This window comes from Ruegeria sp. AP12 (assembly GCF_056540025.1).
On sequence record NZ_JBQFVZ010000001.1, the window covers coordinates 370,701 to 386,382 of the forward strand.

Consider the following 15,682-nt stretch of genomic DNA (forward strand, 5'->3'; position numbering starts at 1 on the left):
TTTAGGAGGGATGTCCGCGCCAGCCCAGGATCGCCTCGGCCAGGGCTTTGGGGTTCTGGTGGTGCAGCCAATGATCGGTGCCCGGAATCGCGATCCGCGTCAGGTCTGGCGCAAAGTCCTCCAACCCATCTGTTGTTTCGGGCAACAGGGCCTTGTCCTCTGGGCCCCACAGCAAAAGATGGGGGCAGGTGATATGAAGCCGGTCCAGCGGCAATTCAGGTAGCTCGGTCAGCGGTTCACCCGGTTTGGCCACAACTAGGGGTGAGGCGCGGTACCAGTTCAACATCGCCTCCAGCCGTCCGGGGCGCGCCCACTCGGCCCGGTAGTCCTCCATCCGGTCATCAGACAGCCAGTCAAGGCCCATACCGTGGCGGAAGAACCGCTCTAGCCTGGCAAAGCGGTTATCGGCCAGCTTTTGCACGGCATCGGACGCGCGCAAATGGTTGATGTATTGCGAGGCCTCGGATTGCGCGCCTCCCGCCGCCATGGCCCGCTGAAACGGAACCGGATGCACACCGTTGGCGATGATCAGATGGCTGACCAGATCAGGCCGGAACATCGCCAACCCGTAGGCCACCGATGCACCCCAGTCGTGCCCAAAAACGGCAACTGGTGCACCCAGGTGTTCGATCAGCGCCGCCATGTCACCGACCAGCTTTGAAAGCGCATAGTGCCGAACGCCTTCTGGCGCCCAGCTTTGTCCGAATCCGCGCTGATCCGGTGCGACGCAGAGGAAGTGATGTGACAGATACGGGGCAAGATCGGCCCACGCACCGCCATATTCCGGAAACCCGTGCAGCATCAGCAACGGAGGATTACCCTTGCCGCCCCATGTTCGGACAAAAAATGTCTGGCCGTTCAGATCGGTGAAGCTGCTGTCCAACTCTTACTCCTGCGACTTCGGAACAATCGGCGCTTTCGGGCATCAGTTTGATACCAATCAAAGCGCATTTCCACTGTTTCTGCTAGGGCTTCTACAGGATAGTGAAAAAGGAAAATGTGCATGGACGCAGTGTCTCAACTCGATCTGAAATCCGTTCCGAACCAGCAGGTTCCGCCCCAAAACACGCAAAACTCAACACCCGGCCCGGAAGAAATCCGCAAGGCGTTCGAAAGCGGGAAATACCCCTATGGGCGCAAGATGGCCCGTCCGGCCTATGAAAAGCAAAAGGCGCTGTTACAGGCCGAGTTGCTGAAGGTGCAGCTTTGGGCACAAGAGACAGGGCAGCGCTTTGTCCTGTTGTTCGAAGGGCGCGACGCGGCCGGCAAGGGCGGCACGATCAAACGGTTCATGGAGCATCTGAACCCGCGTCAGGCGCGTGTGGTCGCGTTGAACAAACCGACATGGGAAGAGAAGGGCCAGTGGTATTACCAACGCTACGTGCAGGAATTGCCGACAGTCGGCGAAATGGTGTTCTACGACAGATCCTGGTACAACCGGGCAGGTGTCGAGCGTGTGATGGGGTTCTGCACGCCCAACGAGTATCTGGAATTCATGCGGCAGACACCGGATCTGGAGCGGATGCTGGTCCGCTCGGGCATTCAGTTTTACAAATACTGGTTCTCGGTCACGCAGGACGAGCAACAGCGCCGGTTCAAAAGCCGCGAAACCGATCCGTTGAAGCAATGGAAGCTGTCGCCCATCGATAAGGCAAGCCTGGACAAGTGGGACGACTATACCGAGGCGAAAGAGGCGATGTTTTTCTACACCGATACCGCTGATGCGCCCTGGACCATTGTCAAATCGAACGACAAGAAACGCGCGCGTTTGAATTGTATGCGCCATTTCCTGTCGACGCTGGACTATCCCGGCAAGGATCATGAGATTGTTGGCGAACCCGATCCCCTGATCGTCGGGCAGGCTCATCATGTTATCCATCGGTCCGAGCATATTCTGGGCACTGCCCTGCACCCCGAGGCGCGCTGAAGGTTCCCCCTGTTCCGCGTTGCACCGATGGCAGGCAGAGGTCGGATTAGTCTCAATTTGAAATTTGTTTGATCTGGTCTTGTCCCTGCGTCAAGCCGGGCATATGGCTGGTCGGATGAACAAGGTGATGACATATCCGGCCCATTTCAAGGCCATTGCTGTGCTGGGCCTGCCATTGGTCGGCGGTCATCTGGCGCAATTTGCCATCGGCCTGACCGATACGATCATGCTGGGCTGGTACGGGGTCGAGGCTTTGGCGGCGGTGACGCTGGCCAGCAGCTATTACTTTGTTTTGTTCCTGTTTGGGGCGGGGTTCGGCTGGGCCGTCATGCCCATGGTGGCCACCGCTGCGGCCGAAGAGGATGAGACCAGCATTCGCCGCTCGACCCGGATGGGGCTGTGGCTGTCCTTGCTATACGCGGCGCTGATGATGCCGCTGCTGTGGTGGTCGCACCCGATTCTGATTGCCTTGAAACAAGAGCCGCAAGTGGCTGAAACCGCAGCGGAATACTTGCGCGTGGCCGGATGGGGGCTGTTCCCTGCGCTGCTGGTGATGGTGCTGAAATCCTACCTTGCGGCGCTGGAACGGACGCAGATCGTTCTGTGGATCACGGTCGTCGCAGCGGTCGTCAACGGCCTGACCAATTATGCGCTGATCTTCGGCAATTGGGGCGCGCCCGAGCTTGGGGTCATGGGGGCGGCGATCGCCTCGATCGTGACGCAGGTCGTGTCGCTGGTGGCGGTTGTGATTTATGCCGTGAAAGTGCTGCCGGAACACAGCCTGTTCCGCCGGTTCTGGCGGCCCGATTGGGAGATGTTCGGAAGCGTCCTGCGCCTTGGTGTACCCATCGGACTAACGACCTTGGCCGAGGTGACGTTGTTCGCCACATCGGCGGTGATGATGGGCTGGCTGGGGCAGGTACCTCTGGCCGCGCATGGGATCGCGCTCAATCTGGCATCGGCCACGTTCATGGTGCATCTGGGCTTGTCCAATGCCGCGACCATTCGGGCCGGCAATGCGCTGGGCCGGCGGGATCGCCCGCATCTTGAGAAAGGCGCCATCGCGGTGACCGCCATGTCGCTGGTGATGTCCGTGCTGACGATCATCCTGTTCCTGACCTGTGCCGAACCGCTGATTTCCCTGTTTATGGAGGCGGACGACCCGCAGCGCGCCCAGATATTGCTGATCGGCACCGGGTTGCTGGCCATGGCTGCGCTGTTCCAACTGGTCGATGGCGCTCAGGTCATTGCGCTGGGGCTGCTGCGCGGCTTGCAGGATGCGAAAATTCCGATGCTGATGGCGGCGCTCAGCTATTGGGTCGTGGGGCTTCCGTCGTCTTATTACTTTGGCTTTATCCGGGGGATGGACGGAATTGGCGTCTGGCTGGGCCTTGTGCTTGGACTGGCCTGCGCGGCGGTGCTGCTGATGGCCCGGTTCTGGATGCGTTCCGTGCGCGAGGTTGGGGTTCCGGCGGAGTAGCCGTCAGTCTTTCCCCATCCGATCCGCCTTTTTACGCACCAGGACCGAGCGCAGATCGTGCATCGCCATCAAAAGCCGGTCAGTCACATCCTCTAACTGTCCGTCCGAGGCTTTGGACTGCGCCCACTGGGTGGTCAGGTTCAAGTAATCGACCGCGCGGTGAATGTCGTCTATGTCGCGCTGGGCCAACAGGGCCTTACGCTCGTCCATCCAGCGCGCGATTTCGGCCTTGTCAGCCTCGCTCAGCGTGCGTTGCCCGTGCGGCTTGACCTCGCCGTTGCGGACATTGATGACCGCGATCTGGTCCATCTCGATCCGGCGTTGGCGGTTCTCGGTGTCGATCCGAAAGACTGCCGCACCATTCTCGCGGACACGAAAGTAGTATTCGGGCAATTCAGTGGACATGAGAGGCTCCGCCTAGGTTAAGGACGCACAGAAGGTCTGAATGCGGGTGCAGGCCTGGGTCAGGGCCTCGTCCGAGGTTGCGTAGCTGACGCGGAAGTTCGGCGACAGACCAAAGGCGGCACCAAAGACGACGGCGACATCGGCCTCTTCCAGCAAGGCGGTGGCAAAGGCTTCATCATTGTCGATCAGGGTACCTGCCGGGGTGGTCTTGCCGATCAGCCCGGCGATGGACGGGTAGACATAAAACGCGCCTTCGGGGGTAGGGCATTGCACCCCGTCAATCTCGTTCAACATGCCGATCACCAGATCGCGGCGGCGTTTGAAAATCTCGTTGTTGGAGGCCAGAAAATGCTGTGTCCCATTCAGCGCCTCGACCGCGGCCCATTGGCTGATCGTGCAGGGGTTCGAGGTCGACTGAGACTGGATCTTCCGCATGGCTGCGATGATCTCGACCGGCCCGGCCGCGTAACCGATCCGCCAGCCGGTCATCGCATAGGCCTTGGAAACCCCGTTGCAGGTCAGCGTGCGATCATAAAGCCCCGGTTCCACCTCGGCAGGGGTGCAAAACTCGAACCCGTCATAGGCCAGATGCTCGTACATGTCGTCGGACATGATCCAGACCTGCGGGTGGCGCATCAGCACATCGGTGAGGGCTTTCAACTCATCCCGGCTGTAGCCCGCGCCGGTGGGGTTCGACGGTGAGTTGAAGATGAACCACTTGGTCTTGGGGGTGATCGCGGCCTCAAGCTGCTCGGGCGTCAGTTTGAAGCTGTTCTCGACGCTGGTTTCGACAACTACCGGTGTGCCACCCGCCAGCAGCACCATATCCGGGTAGCTGACCCAATAGGGGGCGGGAATGATAACCTCATCCCCGTCATTCATCGTGGCCATCAGCGCGTTATAAAGCGTCTGCTTGCCGCCGGTCCCGACCGAGATCTGTGCGGGTATGTAATCCAGCCCGTGATCGCGCTTCATCTTGGCACAAGCGGCCTGTTTCAGCTCGGGGATGCCGTCGGGGGCCGTGTATTTTGTCTTGCCAGCGGCAATCGCCGCGACGGCGGCTTCCTTGATGTTCTGCGGCGTGTCAAAATCCGGTTCACCGGCGCTGAGGCCAATGACATCCCGCCCGGCGGCCTTCAATTCGGCCGCTTTGGCCGTCATTGCGACGGTCGGCGAAGGTTTGACGCGGGACAATGTCGCAGACAGGAAACTCATGGGCGGCCTCGGTTTGTATGTTCAGCCTGACTGTCATAGGGTGCGCCCGAATGACGATCAAGCGATATGAAACCGGGAATCGGAGACCTGAATGAGCGACGAAAACGATTGGTTTGGACCAGACGCGGCGACATTTGGGGATCGGCTGGCAGGCGCGCGCGAGGCGGCGGGGATGACGCAGGCCGAACTGGCGCGTCGGCTTGGGGTCAAGAAGTCAACGATCGGGGATTGGGAAAACGACCTGTCCGAGCCGCGCGCCAACCGTCTGTCGATGATGGCGGGGATGGTCAACGTCTCGATCAAGTGGCTGCTGACCGGCGAAGGCGAGGGGATGGATGCGCCTGTGGACGAAGAGCATGCAAATCTGGATCTGGCGGGGGCCGTGGCCGAACTGCGCGCCATCCGGGGCGAGATGCGCGCCTGCTCGGAACGCGCCGCGCGGCTGGAAAAGAAACTGCGCCTGATGCTGGAGGCCAGCAAATGACCGAACCCCGCGATATTCGGATCAAACGGATGAAAATGCGGTCGATGCGGCGGGGCATCAAAGAGATGGACCTGATCCTGACCGCCTATGCCAACCGCAATCTGGACGAAATGGATGCCGACGGTCTGGACACCTATGATGCGATGCTCAGCGAAAACGATCAGGACCTGTATCAATGGGTGACAGGGCAGGTCCAACCGCCCGAGGCACTGGCCGACCTGATCGCAGATATTGCCCAGACCTTTCAAAAGTAAGGATAAAACCGGCTTAACTGATTTTTCGGGATTTCGGTTCATCGTGTCGGAAAGGCACGACTGAATCGGAGGGTCGGATGAGTATGGAATTGCAGGTCTCGGCACCGGGGACCAAAGGGTTCATGACCAGCTATCTTGAGGCGCTGGCCCTGGTGGAACGGTTGCACCGCTTGCTTCTGGACGTGATCAAGGACGAGTTCGAGCGGGTCGGCGTGCTGGAAATCAACGCAGTTCAGGGGCTGTTGCTGTTCAACATCGGCGATCATGAGGTGACGGCGGGTGAGTTGAAAAGCCGGGGCTACTATCAAGGCAGCAACGTCAGCTACAACCTCAAGAAACTGGTTGAAATGGGGTATATGCACCATCAACGGTGCGAGATCGACCGACGCTCGGTCCGGGTGCGCCTGACGCCGCGCGGGCGCGAGATTCGGGACATCGTGTCAGACCTGTTTGCCCGCCATGCCGAAGGGTTGCAAAATCGCGGTGTTCTGGGTCTGGAAGGGATCGATGATATCACAAACTCATTGCGCCGGGTCGAGCGTTACTGGACGGACCAAATCCGCTATATCTACTGATCCGGGGCGCGCGTCCGACAGCACAAGGCCCTCCAGCTCTCGGACCAGTTTGCGCGCCATGGCATCTTCGTAGGCGTCAAATCCCAGCGCGACCTCGACAAACGCATCCGGGCCGAGGATGACCCATGTGTTGTAATAAGCTGAAAGCTCACCGACCTGCACCTGCCGTTGATCGCCTTGCCTCGGATCGTCTGCGCCAATGACCAGCACGTTGATTGTGATGCCGGTGGAGTGCAGTTGAGATTTCACATTGCGCGGATGCGGCCCCAGATTGTGTTTGCCATCGCCGGATAGGTCCAGCGTCCGCTTCCAACACTCTTGCTGGTTCAGCAGGTTGGCACCGAACGCCATGGCCGAACCCACGGCGGTGCCTTGCGGGGCAGGGCTGCGTTTCACGGCATCCAGCTGTTGCCCAATGCGGGTCAGATCATCCTGGGTGCGGATCTCGGTCCAGTCCAACAGCAGTTTCTGATGATCGGGTTCGCTCCATTCGAACACGGCAATCCGTACGGGCGCGCCGGGATTGGACAGGATCAAACGCGCTACGTCCGGACGACGCAGAGCTGCCGCAAGCCCGCGCAGTTGCAACCTGTACTCTTGCGCATCGACCGAGCCCGACACATCCAACCCCAAGGCCAGAGCCTGCCTGCACTGAGCGGTGGCGTGAGTCGCGAGCAGACACAGCGATGTCATCAGGATGCGCAGCATCATTCGGTCACGTCCTGCAACGCCCCGATTTGCAGGCCCCGCAATTCCCGTTCCAGTTTCCGGCGCATTGCGCGTTCGAAATCTTCAAACCCCTGCGCCACCTCAAGAAACGCGCCGGGGCCGTGCAGAACGTTGTTCTCAAAAAACGGGATCAGGAACAATTCACCTTCAAAATCAGCGGCATTGATGACCAGCCCGTTGACCACCACGTCGCGAAAGGGAAAGTGCCGATAGGCGTTTTGCGGGCCATACCCGTCATTGTTCGACCCGTCGCCGGACAGATCGATTGTCTGAAACAGGCAGGGCGGGGCCCGCTGCAGCAAGGTCGCGCCAAAGGCCAGCGCATAGCCCATCGCCGTAGCCGACCCGGCATCCGACCGTTCGGATTGGCTGATCTGTGTCGCGGCGGCCAGCAGATCGCCGGTGTTCCGGATCATCCGCCAATCCATAATGATATGCTGTGTGTTTCGTCCGCTCCATTCGTAAACGGCCAGGGCAACGGGCATGGGCGAGGAGAAAAAGGCCTCCTGAACCTCGGGCGCGATCAGGGCGGCGGCCAGCCCTTGCCGTTGCAGCGCGTCTTCGCTTTCATCCACCGACACCGAAATATCCAGCGCCAGTGCCAGGGCCAGACGGCAGGTCTCGGCCTGGGCAGGGCTGGCCAGCGCGGCCAGACCCACGGCTATCAAGGTGCGGATCACCAGTGGCCGGTGTTGCCCATGCTGACCCAGGGTTCCGCCGGTTCCAGCGCATCGCCGTTCTGCAGCAGTTCGACCGAGATATTGTCGGGCGAGCGCACAAATGCCATGCGCCCGTCACGCGGGGGCCGGTTGATCACCACGTCATTGTCCTGAAGGTGCTGGCATGTCTCGTAAATATTGTCGACCCCATAGGCGAGGTGGCCGAAATGGCGGCTGTCATTTGGCAGCTCGTCGTCGCCATCCCAGTTATAAGTCAGTTCAATCGGTCGATCCTCTTGCCCCGGAGGCGCCATGAAGATCAGCGAGAACCGGCCCTCTTCACTGTCATAGCGGCGTGTTTCCTTGAGGCCGAGCAACTCGTAGAACGCCAGAGATTTTTCCAGATCTTTCACCCGAACCATAGTGTGAAGATATTTCAGCCCCATCACGGCAATCCTTATTCTGCATGAGTTCGCCATCAGCTTAGCGCGCTTCGGGGGCGTGTCGAGGGGGGCTGCGCACACATTTCCGGAAATCGTCCATGTGCGGCACATCATGCGGTTCCAGCGCCGGAACTGACGATATATAGTAGGCGGCGACTCATTACCGGAAAGGATGTTTTCATGCCGCTGTCTGCCGACCAACAGGCCGAGATCGAGGCGCAACGCGCGCAGTCGCATCAAACACGCCGCGTCGTTGCAGCGGGAATGGAAGATCACCTGTATACTGCGCATCAGGTGCTGGATCACGGCTTTGTCCGTGTGATCGACTATATGGGCGATGATGCCGCGATCTGTCAGGCGGCGCGCGTGTCCTATGGCAAAGGCACGAAATCCGTTCAGAATGATGAGGGTCTGATCCGCTATCTGATGCGGCACTGGCACTCGACCCCGTTCGAGATGTGCGAGGTCAAGCTGCACGTCAAGCTTCCGGTCTTTGTGGCCCGTCAGTGGATTCGCCACCGGACCGCCAATGTGAACGAATACTCGGCGCGGTATTCGATTCTGGATCGTGAGTTCTATATCCCCGCGCCCGAACATGTCGCCGCCCAGTCCGAGGTGAACAATCAGGGGCGCGGTTCGGCGCTGGAAGGAGAAGAGGCCGCGCGCGTGCTGGAAATCCTGAAGGCAGACAGCACCCGTTGCTATGACAATTACGAGGCGATGATCAATCAGGACGGCCAACAGGGGCTGGCGCGCGAATTGGCGCGGATGAACCTGCCCGCGAACGTTTATACGCAGTGGTACTGGAAGGTCGACCTGCACAACCTGTTCCACTTCCTGCGCCTGCGCGCTGACCCGCATGCGCAATACGAGATCCGGGTCTATGCCGAGATGATGTGCAAGATCGTGGCCGATTGGGTCCCATTCGCATATCGCGCGTTCGAGGATTATCGCCTTGGCGCGGTCAATCTGTCGGCTCAGATGGTCAACAGTCTGCGTCGGATGTTGGCGGGTGAAACGGTCACGCAAGACAACTCGGGAATGACCGCGCGCGAATGGCGTGAGTTTGAGGCCATCATCCGCGAAGGCTGAACCGGGCGCATATCAATCCGCTATACAGGTTGTCATGAAACTGTTACCTTGGTTTCATGACCCATGCTTCGTTTCTTTCCGTTCTGGGCCTGACCTTTGCGCTGGCTGTGCCCGCGCAGGCCAAATCCCCGATTGCCGAGGTGTTGTGCGAGCCGACTCAACGGCTGCATGACAAGCTCAAGGGGCAATTCCGGTCCGAGCGTGTGGCCACGGGAATGCGTGGCCCTGAACAGATTATGGAAGTCTGGAGCAGCGAAAGGGGCGACTGGACCATGGTCGTGACCTATGCCGCCGGTACGTCCTGCATCGTTGCGATGGGACAAGACTGGCACACGCATGCCGAGGACAAGCCAGCACGGGGGTAGGGCATTCGCCGGAAAGGGGGCGATTGACGGCCGGAAATTGGCCGCCAATCTTAATTGAAGAACCCCGTGTGACACAGGGGCGTCGTTACAACGGCTTCAAATCAGCTGCCATCTGACGGCCATCGCGCCCGTCCTGCAACTCGTACGAGACTTTCTGATTGTCTGCGAGCCCGGTCAGTCCGGACCGTTCTACGGCCGAGATATGAACAAACACATCTTTGCCCCCTTCGTCAGGGGCAATAAACCCATAGCCTTTGGTGGTATTGAACCATTTCACGGTGCCAGTTGGCATCTCCCGTGTCTCCTTCTACTTTCGCATTGTCCCACAAATTGGTGGGGCGGTGGTTGGCAAGACCGCAAAAAACGGACTGTTTCCTGATCGGGTTACAGTCCGATTTGCATGTTTCACCTTTTTCAACATTGCACGGTGAAGTAAAAAATCAAGAATAACCGCTGGAAACTGGCACAATCGCCTAAAATTGAAACAATTACCGGAGCAGTCCCCAAATGCGCCTTTATGGTCTGAAAACATGCGACACCTGCCGTAAGGCGCTGAAATCACTACCAGATGCCAAGTTTTTAGACGTGCGCAGCGACGGAGTTCCCGAAACTGTACTGGAGCAGGCTATTGCCGAGTTCGGCGGGGCTTTGCTCAATACCCGTTCGACAACCTGGCGTGGATTGGATGAGGCGCAGCGCACGCGCCCGGCTTTGGAATTGCTGCAAGAGCATCCGACGCTGATGAAGCGCCCGCTGATCGAAAATGACGGAGCATTGACGTTAGGTTGGACCGCCGAGGCGCGCGCAAAGCTTGGCGTGGCGTGATCGGGTACTTATCTGATCAGGCGCAACTGCGAGGATAATTTATGCGAAACGCCGCAATGATTTTGGGTGTCATCGCCGGTTTGGTCGGGATGATTGTTGGGTTCTTTGGTTATGGCTATGTCGAGGCGATCAAGCATTTCGGCGATATCGATGGCATCGCCGAGCAGGTGGACAATCCCGCTTTGATCCAGACGGCGTCCATCGTGGCACCGCTGCTGGCTCTTGTCGGTGGAGCAATGGCCCATGCCCGCGCGCTGGTGGCGGGTGTCTTGCTGTTGGTGTCCGCGGCGGGGATGTACTACGCGTTTGGGTTCGGTGTCTTCACCATGTTCCCCATTGCGTTTGCCGGCGTGGCCGGGGTACTTGGGCTCGCCGCTGGAAAACCGGACGAGCCCAAGGCGCATTTCTGAAGCGCTTTGCGTTAAACTTGAATCGGAATGCGCTGCCTCTCCCTTTGGTCGAACGCGCATTCCGATGAATGTGTCTCAGATAAAACGCAAAACGCTGTAGATCATTTCAGGCGCAGCAAGCGGTCCAGGGACAGCGGACCTGCGCCATGGATGACGATCACCAGGAACAGGAAGGTCCACATCACACGCTGATCCATCAGATCGGGCGCAGCGTTGAACAGGCTGCCCAGTTTGACGCCGTGGCCGGTGACATCAACAATGGTTTGGACCCAGACAAAGCCGATCATGGCCAGCGCGGCCAAGCGTGTGAACAGGCCAACCAGCAGCAGGGCGGGCAGGACAAATTCGGCCACGGTGCCAAAGAAGATCACGATGCGCTGGAAGAAGGTCATCTGCGTGACGTCCCACAAGACCGCCTCGGCCGCTTTGGGAAAGATCTGCCCGAACGCCCCGCTGGAGGGCGAAAAGATCGACCCGTCGATCTTCAGCATGGCCGAATTCCAGTAATAGACCAGCAGAACCGCGATGAAGATCAGCCGCGCAAGCGTCGGTGTGAGCCAGCCGGACGCGTGGTCCACCTTACCCAGAACGTTGTTGTGGATTGAAATCAGGGCAGTCATGTCGCCAGCCTTTCGATAGTCACAGAGGTTATTGCACCGCCTTGCAGAAGCAGTGCCAGAGTGGTTCCAAGATCAAAGTCAGGTGTTTCTGCAGCGGTTTTTTCGAACGCTTCGCCGATGGTATTGCCTGACTGAATATGTCCGATCCAGTTTGCGCCGCCCGGTGGCAGCAGATGTGGGGCCGGATCAAATTCGGGGCGGGTGATCAGCACATCCTCGGCCCCGGTGGTGGGTTTCGGGGCATCGGGTTCTGAATTGAACCGCCAGATCGCGTGAATGGGCCAGTCCGAGCAGATGATCCGCATCGACGGCGCGAACGTCAGCCGCGCTTGCATCACATCCTCGGGCGGGACGGCAAGCGCATCGGCCGGGGCCGCTTGGCTGTCGGCCGCATGGTAGGATTGCCGCAGGGCCAGTTCCAGCCGCGCCACATCTGGCAGATAGGCCAGATGCGAAAGTTGCGGCATGTTGGCCAGAAACGCGGGAAACGCCTCGCCATAGAACATCATCAGGGGCGAGGTCGGCGGGTGTTGCCGCAGAAAGATACCGGACAGCCCGTCCATGTTCTGCGCGCCCAGAAGCTTGGCGATCACCGGAAAGGCCTGATGCATGGCCTCGGTCAGGGAAACGGCGACGTTGTTGCGGTAGACGCTGAACCGACGGCCCGCCGGTTGCGCCTCGGCATCGGTCAGCCCGTCCGGAACCGGGGTCTTTGCGTCCAGTAAGGCCGCGTGAAACTCCGTTTGCGAGACGGTCATGCCGGAACCCTGTCCAGCGCCGCTTGCGCGCGTTCGGCCTCGGCCCGCAGAACCGGCCAGTCGGGGACATCCGTGTCCCATTCAACCAGCAGAGGTTTGGGGCCAGAGCGCTCCAAAACATAGTCCAGCAACGCCCAGACCGGATCCACAACTTCGCGCCCGTGGCTGTCGATCAGCAGGGGGTGGCCGTGGTCATCTTCGTCCTCGTCATGACCGCCGAGGTGAATTTCGCCCACCTGATCCAGCGGATAGGCGTCGATATATCCTTGCGGCGAGAAGTCCAGATTGGTGGCTGAAACAAACACGTTGTTCACATCCAGCAACAGCCCGCAGCCGGTGCGTTTGGCGATCTCGCGCAGGAAATCGGGTTCCGACCATGTGCTTTCCTCGAACGCCAGATAGCTGGAGGGATTCTCTAGCAGCATCTGACGACCGACGGTTTCCTGCACCTGATCGATATGCGCGCAGACCCGTGCCAGCGTCGCATCCGTGTAGGGCAGGGGCAGCAGGTCGTTGAAGAAATGGCTGTCATGGGTGGACCAGGCCAGATGTTCCGAGAAGCTGGCCGGGTTCAGCCAGCCGACCAGATGTTTCAGCCGGGCCAGATGATCCGGGTCCAAGGGGCCTTCGCCGCCGATGGAAAGGCCGACGCCATGAACCGAGATCGGGAATTGTTCTGAAAGATGGCGCAGTTGCGCCAGCGGGCGACCACCGTCGCCCATGTAGTTTTCGGCATGAATCTCAAGCCATGCGACGGGCCGGGCGTGGTCCAGAATCTGGGCGAAGTGCTGCGGCTTGTATCCGACACCCGGCGCTGCGGGCAGGCGGTTCGACCTGAGGGCATCATCCAGCATTTGCACGCTCCTTCATCGCGAAGAAAAGGGCGGGCGATATTGCCCGCCCCCAACGAGTCGTTTGGCCGAAGCTTATGCCGGCAGGTCGCGGTCCAGCTCTTCCAGCGAGCCTTGGCGCGGGGTGCCGTCTGCCTGTGCGGGCAGTTCGATATCGGCACAGGTGCCTGCATCGACCAAGGTCCATGCGTTGCCCTGATAATCAACGGTCGAGGTGCCCGCGCAGGTGGTGCCGGGGCCTGCTGCGCAGTCATTCTGACCAGCCAGCGAAACGCCATAGCACTTTTCTTTGGCCTGAGCGGTTGCTGTGGTCGCTGCACCCGATACGGCGGCTGCGACTGCGCTGGCGATGACAAGGGTTTTTGCTGTGTTCGACATCTCTGAAATCCTCTTGATGACTGGGTATGTCTGCTTGTGACAGTGACTAAGGTAGTGGGTAGTTGGCTACAGTTAAACTCACGAGCCCGTGTCTCACAACCGTGTCAGGGTACAGATTGCCCCCTTGCAGGTTAATATACTGTTTTTAAGAAAGAAAAGAGGAAATGTTACAATCCGACCCCTTCCGAGGGGTCGGATTTCCGGCGATATGGTGCCGAATGTTACAGCAGGTCGGGCGGGGTTGCGGCCTGGCCCAGCTCAATTGTTACAGCCTCAAGGGATTGAACCTGCGTCTGTTTTTCGCCAAGGCGGCGGACACTGACGGTGCGGTCTTCAACTTCACGGTGCCCGACGGCCAGAATGACCGGCACTTTGCCGACCGAATGCTCGCGGACCTTGTAGTTGATCTTCTCGTTGCGGATGTCGGCTTCGGCGCGGACACCTGCAGCCTTGAGCGTTTCGACCACGTCCATCACATAGTCATCCGCATCCGAGGTGATCGAGGCGACAACGACCTGACGCGGGGCCAGCCAGAACGGCAGTTTGCCCGCATGTTCCTCGATCAGGATACCGATGAAACGTTCGAAGGATCCCAAAGTTGCCCGGTGCAACATGAAGGGGCGGTGTTTGGCACCGTCGGCCCCGATAAAGCTGGCATCCAGACGCTCGGGCAGGTTGGGGTCAACCTGAAGCGTGCCGCACTGCCACGTCCGGCCGATGGCGTCGGTCAGAGTGAACTCCAGCTTGGGACCGTAGAATGCGCCTTCGCCTTCGAGAACTTCAAAATCGTACCCGGCAGCCTTGCAGGCGTCGCCCAGCGCCTTTTCCACCAGATCCCAGCTTTCATCCGACCCAATCCGCTTTTCCGGGCGGGTGGACAGTTTGATGGTCCAGTCGTGGAAACCCAGATCAGCATAGACCTTGGACAGGAAGGCAATGAACTTGGCGGTCTCGGATTCGATCTGATCCTCGGCACAGAAGATGTGGCCATCATCCTGCGTAAATCCGCGCACCCGCATGATCCCGTGCAGCGCGCCCGAAGGTTCATACCGCGCACAGGACCCGAACTCGGCCATCCGCAGCGGTAGATCGCGATAGGATTTCAGGCCCTGATTGAACACCTGCACGTGGCAGGGGCAGTTCATCGGTTTCAGCGCATTAATCGCCTTTTCGCGGGCATGTTCTTCGTCAACTTCGACGATGAACATATTCTCCTGATATTTGTCCCAGTGGCCCGAGGCTTCCCACAACTTACGGTCCACGACCTGCGGGGTGTTCACCTCGACATAGCCGTCGCGTTCCTGCATCCGGCGCATATAGTCCTGCAACGTGGTGTAGATTTTCCAGCCGTTCGGGTGCCAGAAAATCTGACCGGGGGCCTCCTCCTGCATGTGGAACAGGTTCATCTCGCGACCCAGCTTGCGGTGATCGCGCTTGGCGGCCTCTTCCAGCATGTGCAGGTGAGCTTTGAGCTTTTCCTTGCCGGTGAAGGCCACGCCGTAGATGCGCTGCAACATCTGGCGGCTGCTGTCGCCGCGCCAGTAGGCACCGGCGATGGACATCAGTTTGAACGCGTCGCCGGGAACCTGCCCGGTGTGCTGCAGGTGCGGGCCGCGGCACAGGTCCTGCCAGTCGCCATGCCAGTACATGCGCAGCGGTTCGTCGCCCGGGATGGCTTCGATCAGTTCGACCTTATAGGGCTCGTTGTTGGCGGTGTAGAAATCGATCGCGCGCTGACGGTCCCAGACTTCGGTGGTCACGGTGTCGCGCTTGTTGATGATTTCCTTCATCTTTTTCTCGATCAGGCCGAGGTCTTCGGGGGTGAAGGGTTCGGCGCGGTCGAAGTCGTAGTACCAGCCGTTATCGATCACCGGGCCGATGGTGACCTTGGTGTCGGGCCAGATTTCCTGCACCGCGCGCGCCATGATATGGGCCAGGTCGTGACGGATCAGTTCGTTGGCCTGAACTTCGTCCTTCATGGTGTGAATGGCGATGTCGGAATCGGCTTCGATGGGCCATTGCAGGTCCCAATGCTGGCCGTTCACCGTGGCCGAGATAGCCTTTTTCGCCAGCGAGGTAGAGATATCGGCAGCCACCTGCGCGGGCGTGACGCCTGCGTCATAGGATCTTGCATTGCCATCGGGAAAGGTGAGTGAGACGGATTTTGAATCCAGGGCCATGGTCTGGCTCTCCTCGTCGGTTTGGCGCCCAC

The 15,682-nt window shown here is 59.5% G+C and carries 21 protein-coding genes; 9 read left to right on the plus strand and 12 right to left on the minus strand.

From position 1 onward, the window contains the following. Position 1 precedes the first annotated feature (1 nt). Positions 2–883 carry an alpha/beta fold hydrolase gene (locus ACR0E6_RS01845; protein WP_480580557.1) on the minus strand — a complete coding sequence of 294 codons (882 nt, stop codon included), beginning with the start codon at positions 881–883 and terminating at the stop codon, positions 2–4. A 120-nt stretch (positions 884–1,003) separates the two neighbouring features. Between ACR0E6_RS01845 and ppk2 the strand changes: the two genes are divergently transcribed. Both ppk2 and ACR0E6_RS01855 read left to right on the plus strand, forming a co-directional pair. Next, positions 1,004–1,927, plus strand: coding sequence for a polyphosphate kinase 2 (gene ppk2 / locus ACR0E6_RS01850; RefSeq protein WP_480580559.1), 924 nt, complete (start codon positions 1,004–1,006; stop codon positions 1,925–1,927). A gap of 127 nt (positions 1,928–2,054) precedes the next feature. Beyond that, on the plus strand, positions 2,055–3,407 hold the full coding sequence (locus tag ACR0E6_RS01855) for an MATE family efflux transporter (protein ID WP_480580561.1): 1,353 nt from the start codon (positions 2,055–2,057) through the stop codon (positions 3,405–3,407). A gap of 3 nt (positions 3,408–3,410) precedes the next feature. Here ACR0E6_RS01855 and ACR0E6_RS01860 read toward each other — a convergent pair whose 3' ends face one another. Beyond that, positions 3,411–3,812 (minus strand): hypothetical protein, encoded by a 402-nt coding sequence (locus ACR0E6_RS01860; protein WP_480580563.1) that lies wholly within the window; start codon positions 3,810–3,812, stop codon positions 3,411–3,413. A gap of 12 nt (positions 3,813–3,824) precedes the next feature. Then, positions 3,825–5,027, minus strand: coding sequence for a pyridoxal phosphate-dependent aminotransferase (locus tag ACR0E6_RS01865; protein ID WP_480580565.1), 1,203 nt, complete (start codon positions 5,025–5,027; stop codon positions 3,825–3,827). Positions 5,028–5,118: 91 nt separating this feature from the next. Between ACR0E6_RS01865 and ACR0E6_RS01870 the strand changes: the two genes are divergently transcribed. The 3 genes from ACR0E6_RS01870 (at position 5,119) to ACR0E6_RS01880 (ending at position 6,340) form a co-directional block, all read left to right on the plus strand. After that, positions 5,119–5,511 (plus strand): helix-turn-helix domain-containing protein, encoded by a 393-nt coding sequence (locus ACR0E6_RS01870; protein WP_170622043.1) that lies wholly within the window; start codon positions 5,119–5,121, stop codon positions 5,509–5,511. Beyond that, entirely contained in the window at positions 5,508–5,765 is a 258-nt protein-coding gene (locus ACR0E6_RS01875) for a succinate dehydrogenase assembly factor 2 (RefSeq protein ID WP_170735194.1), read from the plus strand. Before ACR0E6_RS01870 ends, ACR0E6_RS01875 begins: the two co-directional genes overlap by 4 nt. Positions 5,766–5,842: 77 nt before the next feature. Continuing rightward, positions 5,843–6,340 (plus strand): MarR family winged helix-turn-helix transcriptional regulator, encoded by a 498-nt coding sequence (locus ACR0E6_RS01880; protein WP_480580568.1) that lies wholly within the window; start codon positions 5,843–5,845, stop codon positions 6,338–6,340. On the opposite strand, the gene ACR0E6_RS01885 is transcribed toward ACR0E6_RS01880, so the two are convergent. From ACR0E6_RS01885 to ACR0E6_RS01895, 3 genes are read right to left on the minus strand one after another with little or no spacing between them, the layout of a single operon-like run. Continuing rightward, the gene (locus tag ACR0E6_RS01885) at positions 6,287–7,051 is read right to left on the minus strand and encodes a DUF1194 domain-containing protein (protein ID WP_480580570.1); all 765 of its coding nucleotides are present in this window, start codon (positions 7,049–7,051) and stop codon (positions 6,287–6,289) included. The two genes, ACR0E6_RS01880 and ACR0E6_RS01885, sit on opposite strands and share 54 nt — an antisense overlap. Continuing rightward, the gene (locus tag ACR0E6_RS01890) at positions 7,048–7,749 is read right to left on the minus strand and encodes a DUF1194 domain-containing protein (RefSeq protein WP_480580572.1); all 702 of its coding nucleotides are present in this window, start codon (positions 7,747–7,749) and stop codon (positions 7,048–7,050) included. The genes ACR0E6_RS01885 and ACR0E6_RS01890 overlap by 4 nt, the downstream gene beginning before the upstream one ends. Continuing rightward, positions 7,746–8,174: a VOC family protein gene (locus ACR0E6_RS01895; protein WP_170449626.1), complete on the minus strand. Its 429-nt coding sequence runs from the start codon at positions 8,172–8,174 to the stop codon at positions 7,746–7,748. Before ACR0E6_RS01895 ends, ACR0E6_RS01890 begins: the two co-directional genes overlap by 4 nt. A 177-nt stretch (positions 8,175–8,351) precedes the next feature. Between ACR0E6_RS01895 and thyX the strand changes: the two genes are divergently transcribed. Continuing rightward, complete coding sequence (gene thyX / locus ACR0E6_RS01900) at positions 8,352–9,263, plus strand: FAD-dependent thymidylate synthase (protein WP_170622040.1); 912 nt, start codon at positions 8,352–8,354, stop codon at positions 9,261–9,263. Between the two features lie 56 nt (positions 9,264–9,319). Then, positions 9,320–9,628: a hypothetical protein gene (locus ACR0E6_RS01905; protein ID WP_170519620.1), complete on the plus strand. Its 309-nt coding sequence runs from the start codon at positions 9,320–9,322 to the stop codon at positions 9,626–9,628. A gap of 85 nt (positions 9,629–9,713) precedes the next feature. Here the strand turns inward: ACR0E6_RS01905 and ACR0E6_RS01910 are convergent, their stop codons facing one another. After that, positions 9,714–9,920 carry a cold-shock protein gene (locus ACR0E6_RS01910; protein ID WP_008758035.1) on the minus strand — a complete coding sequence of 69 codons (207 nt, stop codon included), beginning with the start codon at positions 9,918–9,920 and terminating at the stop codon, positions 9,714–9,716. Positions 9,921–10,135: 215 nt separating this feature from the next. Here ACR0E6_RS01910 and ACR0E6_RS01915 point away from each other — a divergent pair, with 215 nt between their 5' ends. Beyond that, positions 10,136–10,453, plus strand: coding sequence for an ArsC/Spx/MgsR family protein (locus ACR0E6_RS01915; RefSeq protein WP_170519618.1), 318 nt, complete (start codon positions 10,136–10,138; stop codon positions 10,451–10,453). A 41-nt stretch (positions 10,454–10,494) separates the two neighbouring features. Continuing rightward, positions 10,495–10,863, plus strand: a complete 369-nt coding sequence (locus ACR0E6_RS01920; RefSeq protein ID WP_170449639.1) for a hypothetical protein — start codon at positions 10,495–10,497, stop codon at positions 10,861–10,863. Positions 10,864–10,964: 101 nt separating this feature from the next. Here the strand turns inward: ACR0E6_RS01920 and ACR0E6_RS01925 are convergent, their stop codons facing one another. The 5 genes from ACR0E6_RS01925 to thrS form a co-directional block, all read right to left on the minus strand. Beyond that, positions 10,965–11,483 carry a DoxX family protein gene (locus ACR0E6_RS01925; protein ID WP_170622038.1) on the minus strand — a complete coding sequence of 173 codons (519 nt, stop codon included), beginning with the start codon at positions 11,481–11,483 and terminating at the stop codon, positions 10,965–10,967. After that, positions 11,480–12,241, minus strand: coding sequence for an HvfC/BufC family peptide modification chaperone (locus ACR0E6_RS01930; RefSeq protein WP_170519612.1), 762 nt, complete (start codon positions 12,239–12,241; stop codon positions 11,480–11,482). Before ACR0E6_RS01930 ends, ACR0E6_RS01925 begins: the two co-directional genes overlap by 4 nt. Beyond that, entirely contained in the window at positions 12,238–13,095 is an 858-nt protein-coding gene (bufB, locus tag ACR0E6_RS01935; RefSeq protein WP_170519609.1) for an MNIO family bufferin maturase, read from the minus strand. Before bufB ends, ACR0E6_RS01930 begins: the two co-directional genes overlap by 4 nt. Positions 13,096–13,167: 72 nt before the next feature. Next, positions 13,168–13,470: a BufA1 family periplasmic bufferin-type metallophore gene (locus ACR0E6_RS01940; RefSeq protein WP_170449650.1), complete on the minus strand. Its 303-nt coding sequence runs from the start codon at positions 13,468–13,470 to the stop codon at positions 13,168–13,170. A gap of 221 nt (positions 13,471–13,691) precedes the next feature. Then, complete coding sequence (thrS, locus tag ACR0E6_RS01945; RefSeq protein WP_480580577.1) at positions 13,692–15,650, minus strand: threonine--tRNA ligase; 1,959 nt, start codon at positions 15,648–15,650, stop codon at positions 13,692–13,694. Positions 15,651–15,682 lie beyond the last annotated feature (32 nt).

What these genes read in the sequence shown, in the direction of transcription:
- ACR0E6_RS01860 (WP_480580563.1), bottom strand. Translation starts at nt 3,812, where the DNA reads ATGTCCACTGAATTGCCCGAATACTACTTTCGTGTCCGCGAGAATGGT.
- ACR0E6_RS01925 (WP_170622038.1), bottom strand. Translation starts at nt 11,483, where the DNA reads ATGACTGCCCTGATTTCAATCCACAACAACGTTCTGGGTAAGGTGGAC.
- ACR0E6_RS01885 (WP_480580570.1), bottom strand. Translation starts at nt 7,051, where the DNA reads ATGATGCTGCGCATCCTGATGACATCGCTGTGTCTGCTCGCGACTCAC.
- ACR0E6_RS01865 (WP_480580565.1), bottom strand. Translation starts at nt 5,027, where the DNA reads ATGAGTTTCCTGTCTGCGACATTGTCCCGCGTCAAACCTTCGCCGACC.
- thyX (WP_170622040.1), top strand. Translation starts at nt 8,352, where the DNA reads ATGCCGCTGTCTGCCGACCAACAGGCCGAGATCGAGGCGCAACGCGCG.
- ACR0E6_RS01855 (WP_480580561.1), top strand. Translation starts at nt 2,055, where the DNA reads ATGACATATCCGGCCCATTTCAAGGCCATTGCTGTGCTGGGCCTGCCA.
- ACR0E6_RS01920 (WP_170449639.1), top strand. Translation starts at nt 10,495, where the DNA reads ATGCGAAACGCCGCAATGATTTTGGGTGTCATCGCCGGTTTGGTCGGG.
- ACR0E6_RS01880 (WP_480580568.1), top strand. Translation starts at nt 5,843, where the DNA reads ATGAGTATGGAATTGCAGGTCTCGGCACCGGGGACCAAAGGGTTCATG.
- ACR0E6_RS01870 (WP_170622043.1), top strand. Translation starts at nt 5,119, where the DNA reads ATGAGCGACGAAAACGATTGGTTTGGACCAGACGCGGCGACATTTGGG.
- thrS (WP_480580577.1), bottom strand. Translation starts at nt 15,650, where the DNA reads ATGGCCCTGGATTCAAAATCCGTCTCACTCACCTTTCCCGATGGCAAT.
- ACR0E6_RS01910 (WP_008758035.1), bottom strand. Translation starts at nt 9,920, where the DNA reads ATGCCAACTGGCACCGTGAAATGGTTCAATACCACCAAAGGCTATGGG.
- ppk2 (WP_480580559.1), top strand. Translation starts at nt 1,004, where the DNA reads ATGGACGCAGTGTCTCAACTCGATCTGAAATCCGTTCCGAACCAGCAG.
- ACR0E6_RS01895 (WP_170449626.1), bottom strand. Translation starts at nt 8,174, where the DNA reads ATGGGGCTGAAATATCTTCACACTATGGTTCGGGTGAAAGATCTGGAA.
- ACR0E6_RS01905 (WP_170519620.1), top strand. Translation starts at nt 9,320, where the DNA reads ATGACCCATGCTTCGTTTCTTTCCGTTCTGGGCCTGACCTTTGCGCTG.
- ACR0E6_RS01915 (WP_170519618.1), top strand. Translation starts at nt 10,136, where the DNA reads ATGCGCCTTTATGGTCTGAAAACATGCGACACCTGCCGTAAGGCGCTG.
- ACR0E6_RS01930 (WP_170519612.1), bottom strand. Translation starts at nt 12,241, where the DNA reads ATGACCGTCTCGCAAACGGAGTTTCACGCGGCCTTACTGGACGCAAAG.
- ACR0E6_RS01875 (WP_170735194.1), top strand. Translation starts at nt 5,508, where the DNA reads ATGACCGAACCCCGCGATATTCGGATCAAACGGATGAAAATGCGGTCG.
- ACR0E6_RS01940 (WP_170449650.1), bottom strand. Translation starts at nt 13,470, where the DNA reads ATGTCGAACACAGCAAAAACCCTTGTCATCGCCAGCGCAGTCGCAGCC.
- bufB (WP_170519609.1), bottom strand. Translation starts at nt 13,095, where the DNA reads ATGCTGGATGATGCCCTCAGGTCGAACCGCCTGCCCGCAGCGCCGGGT.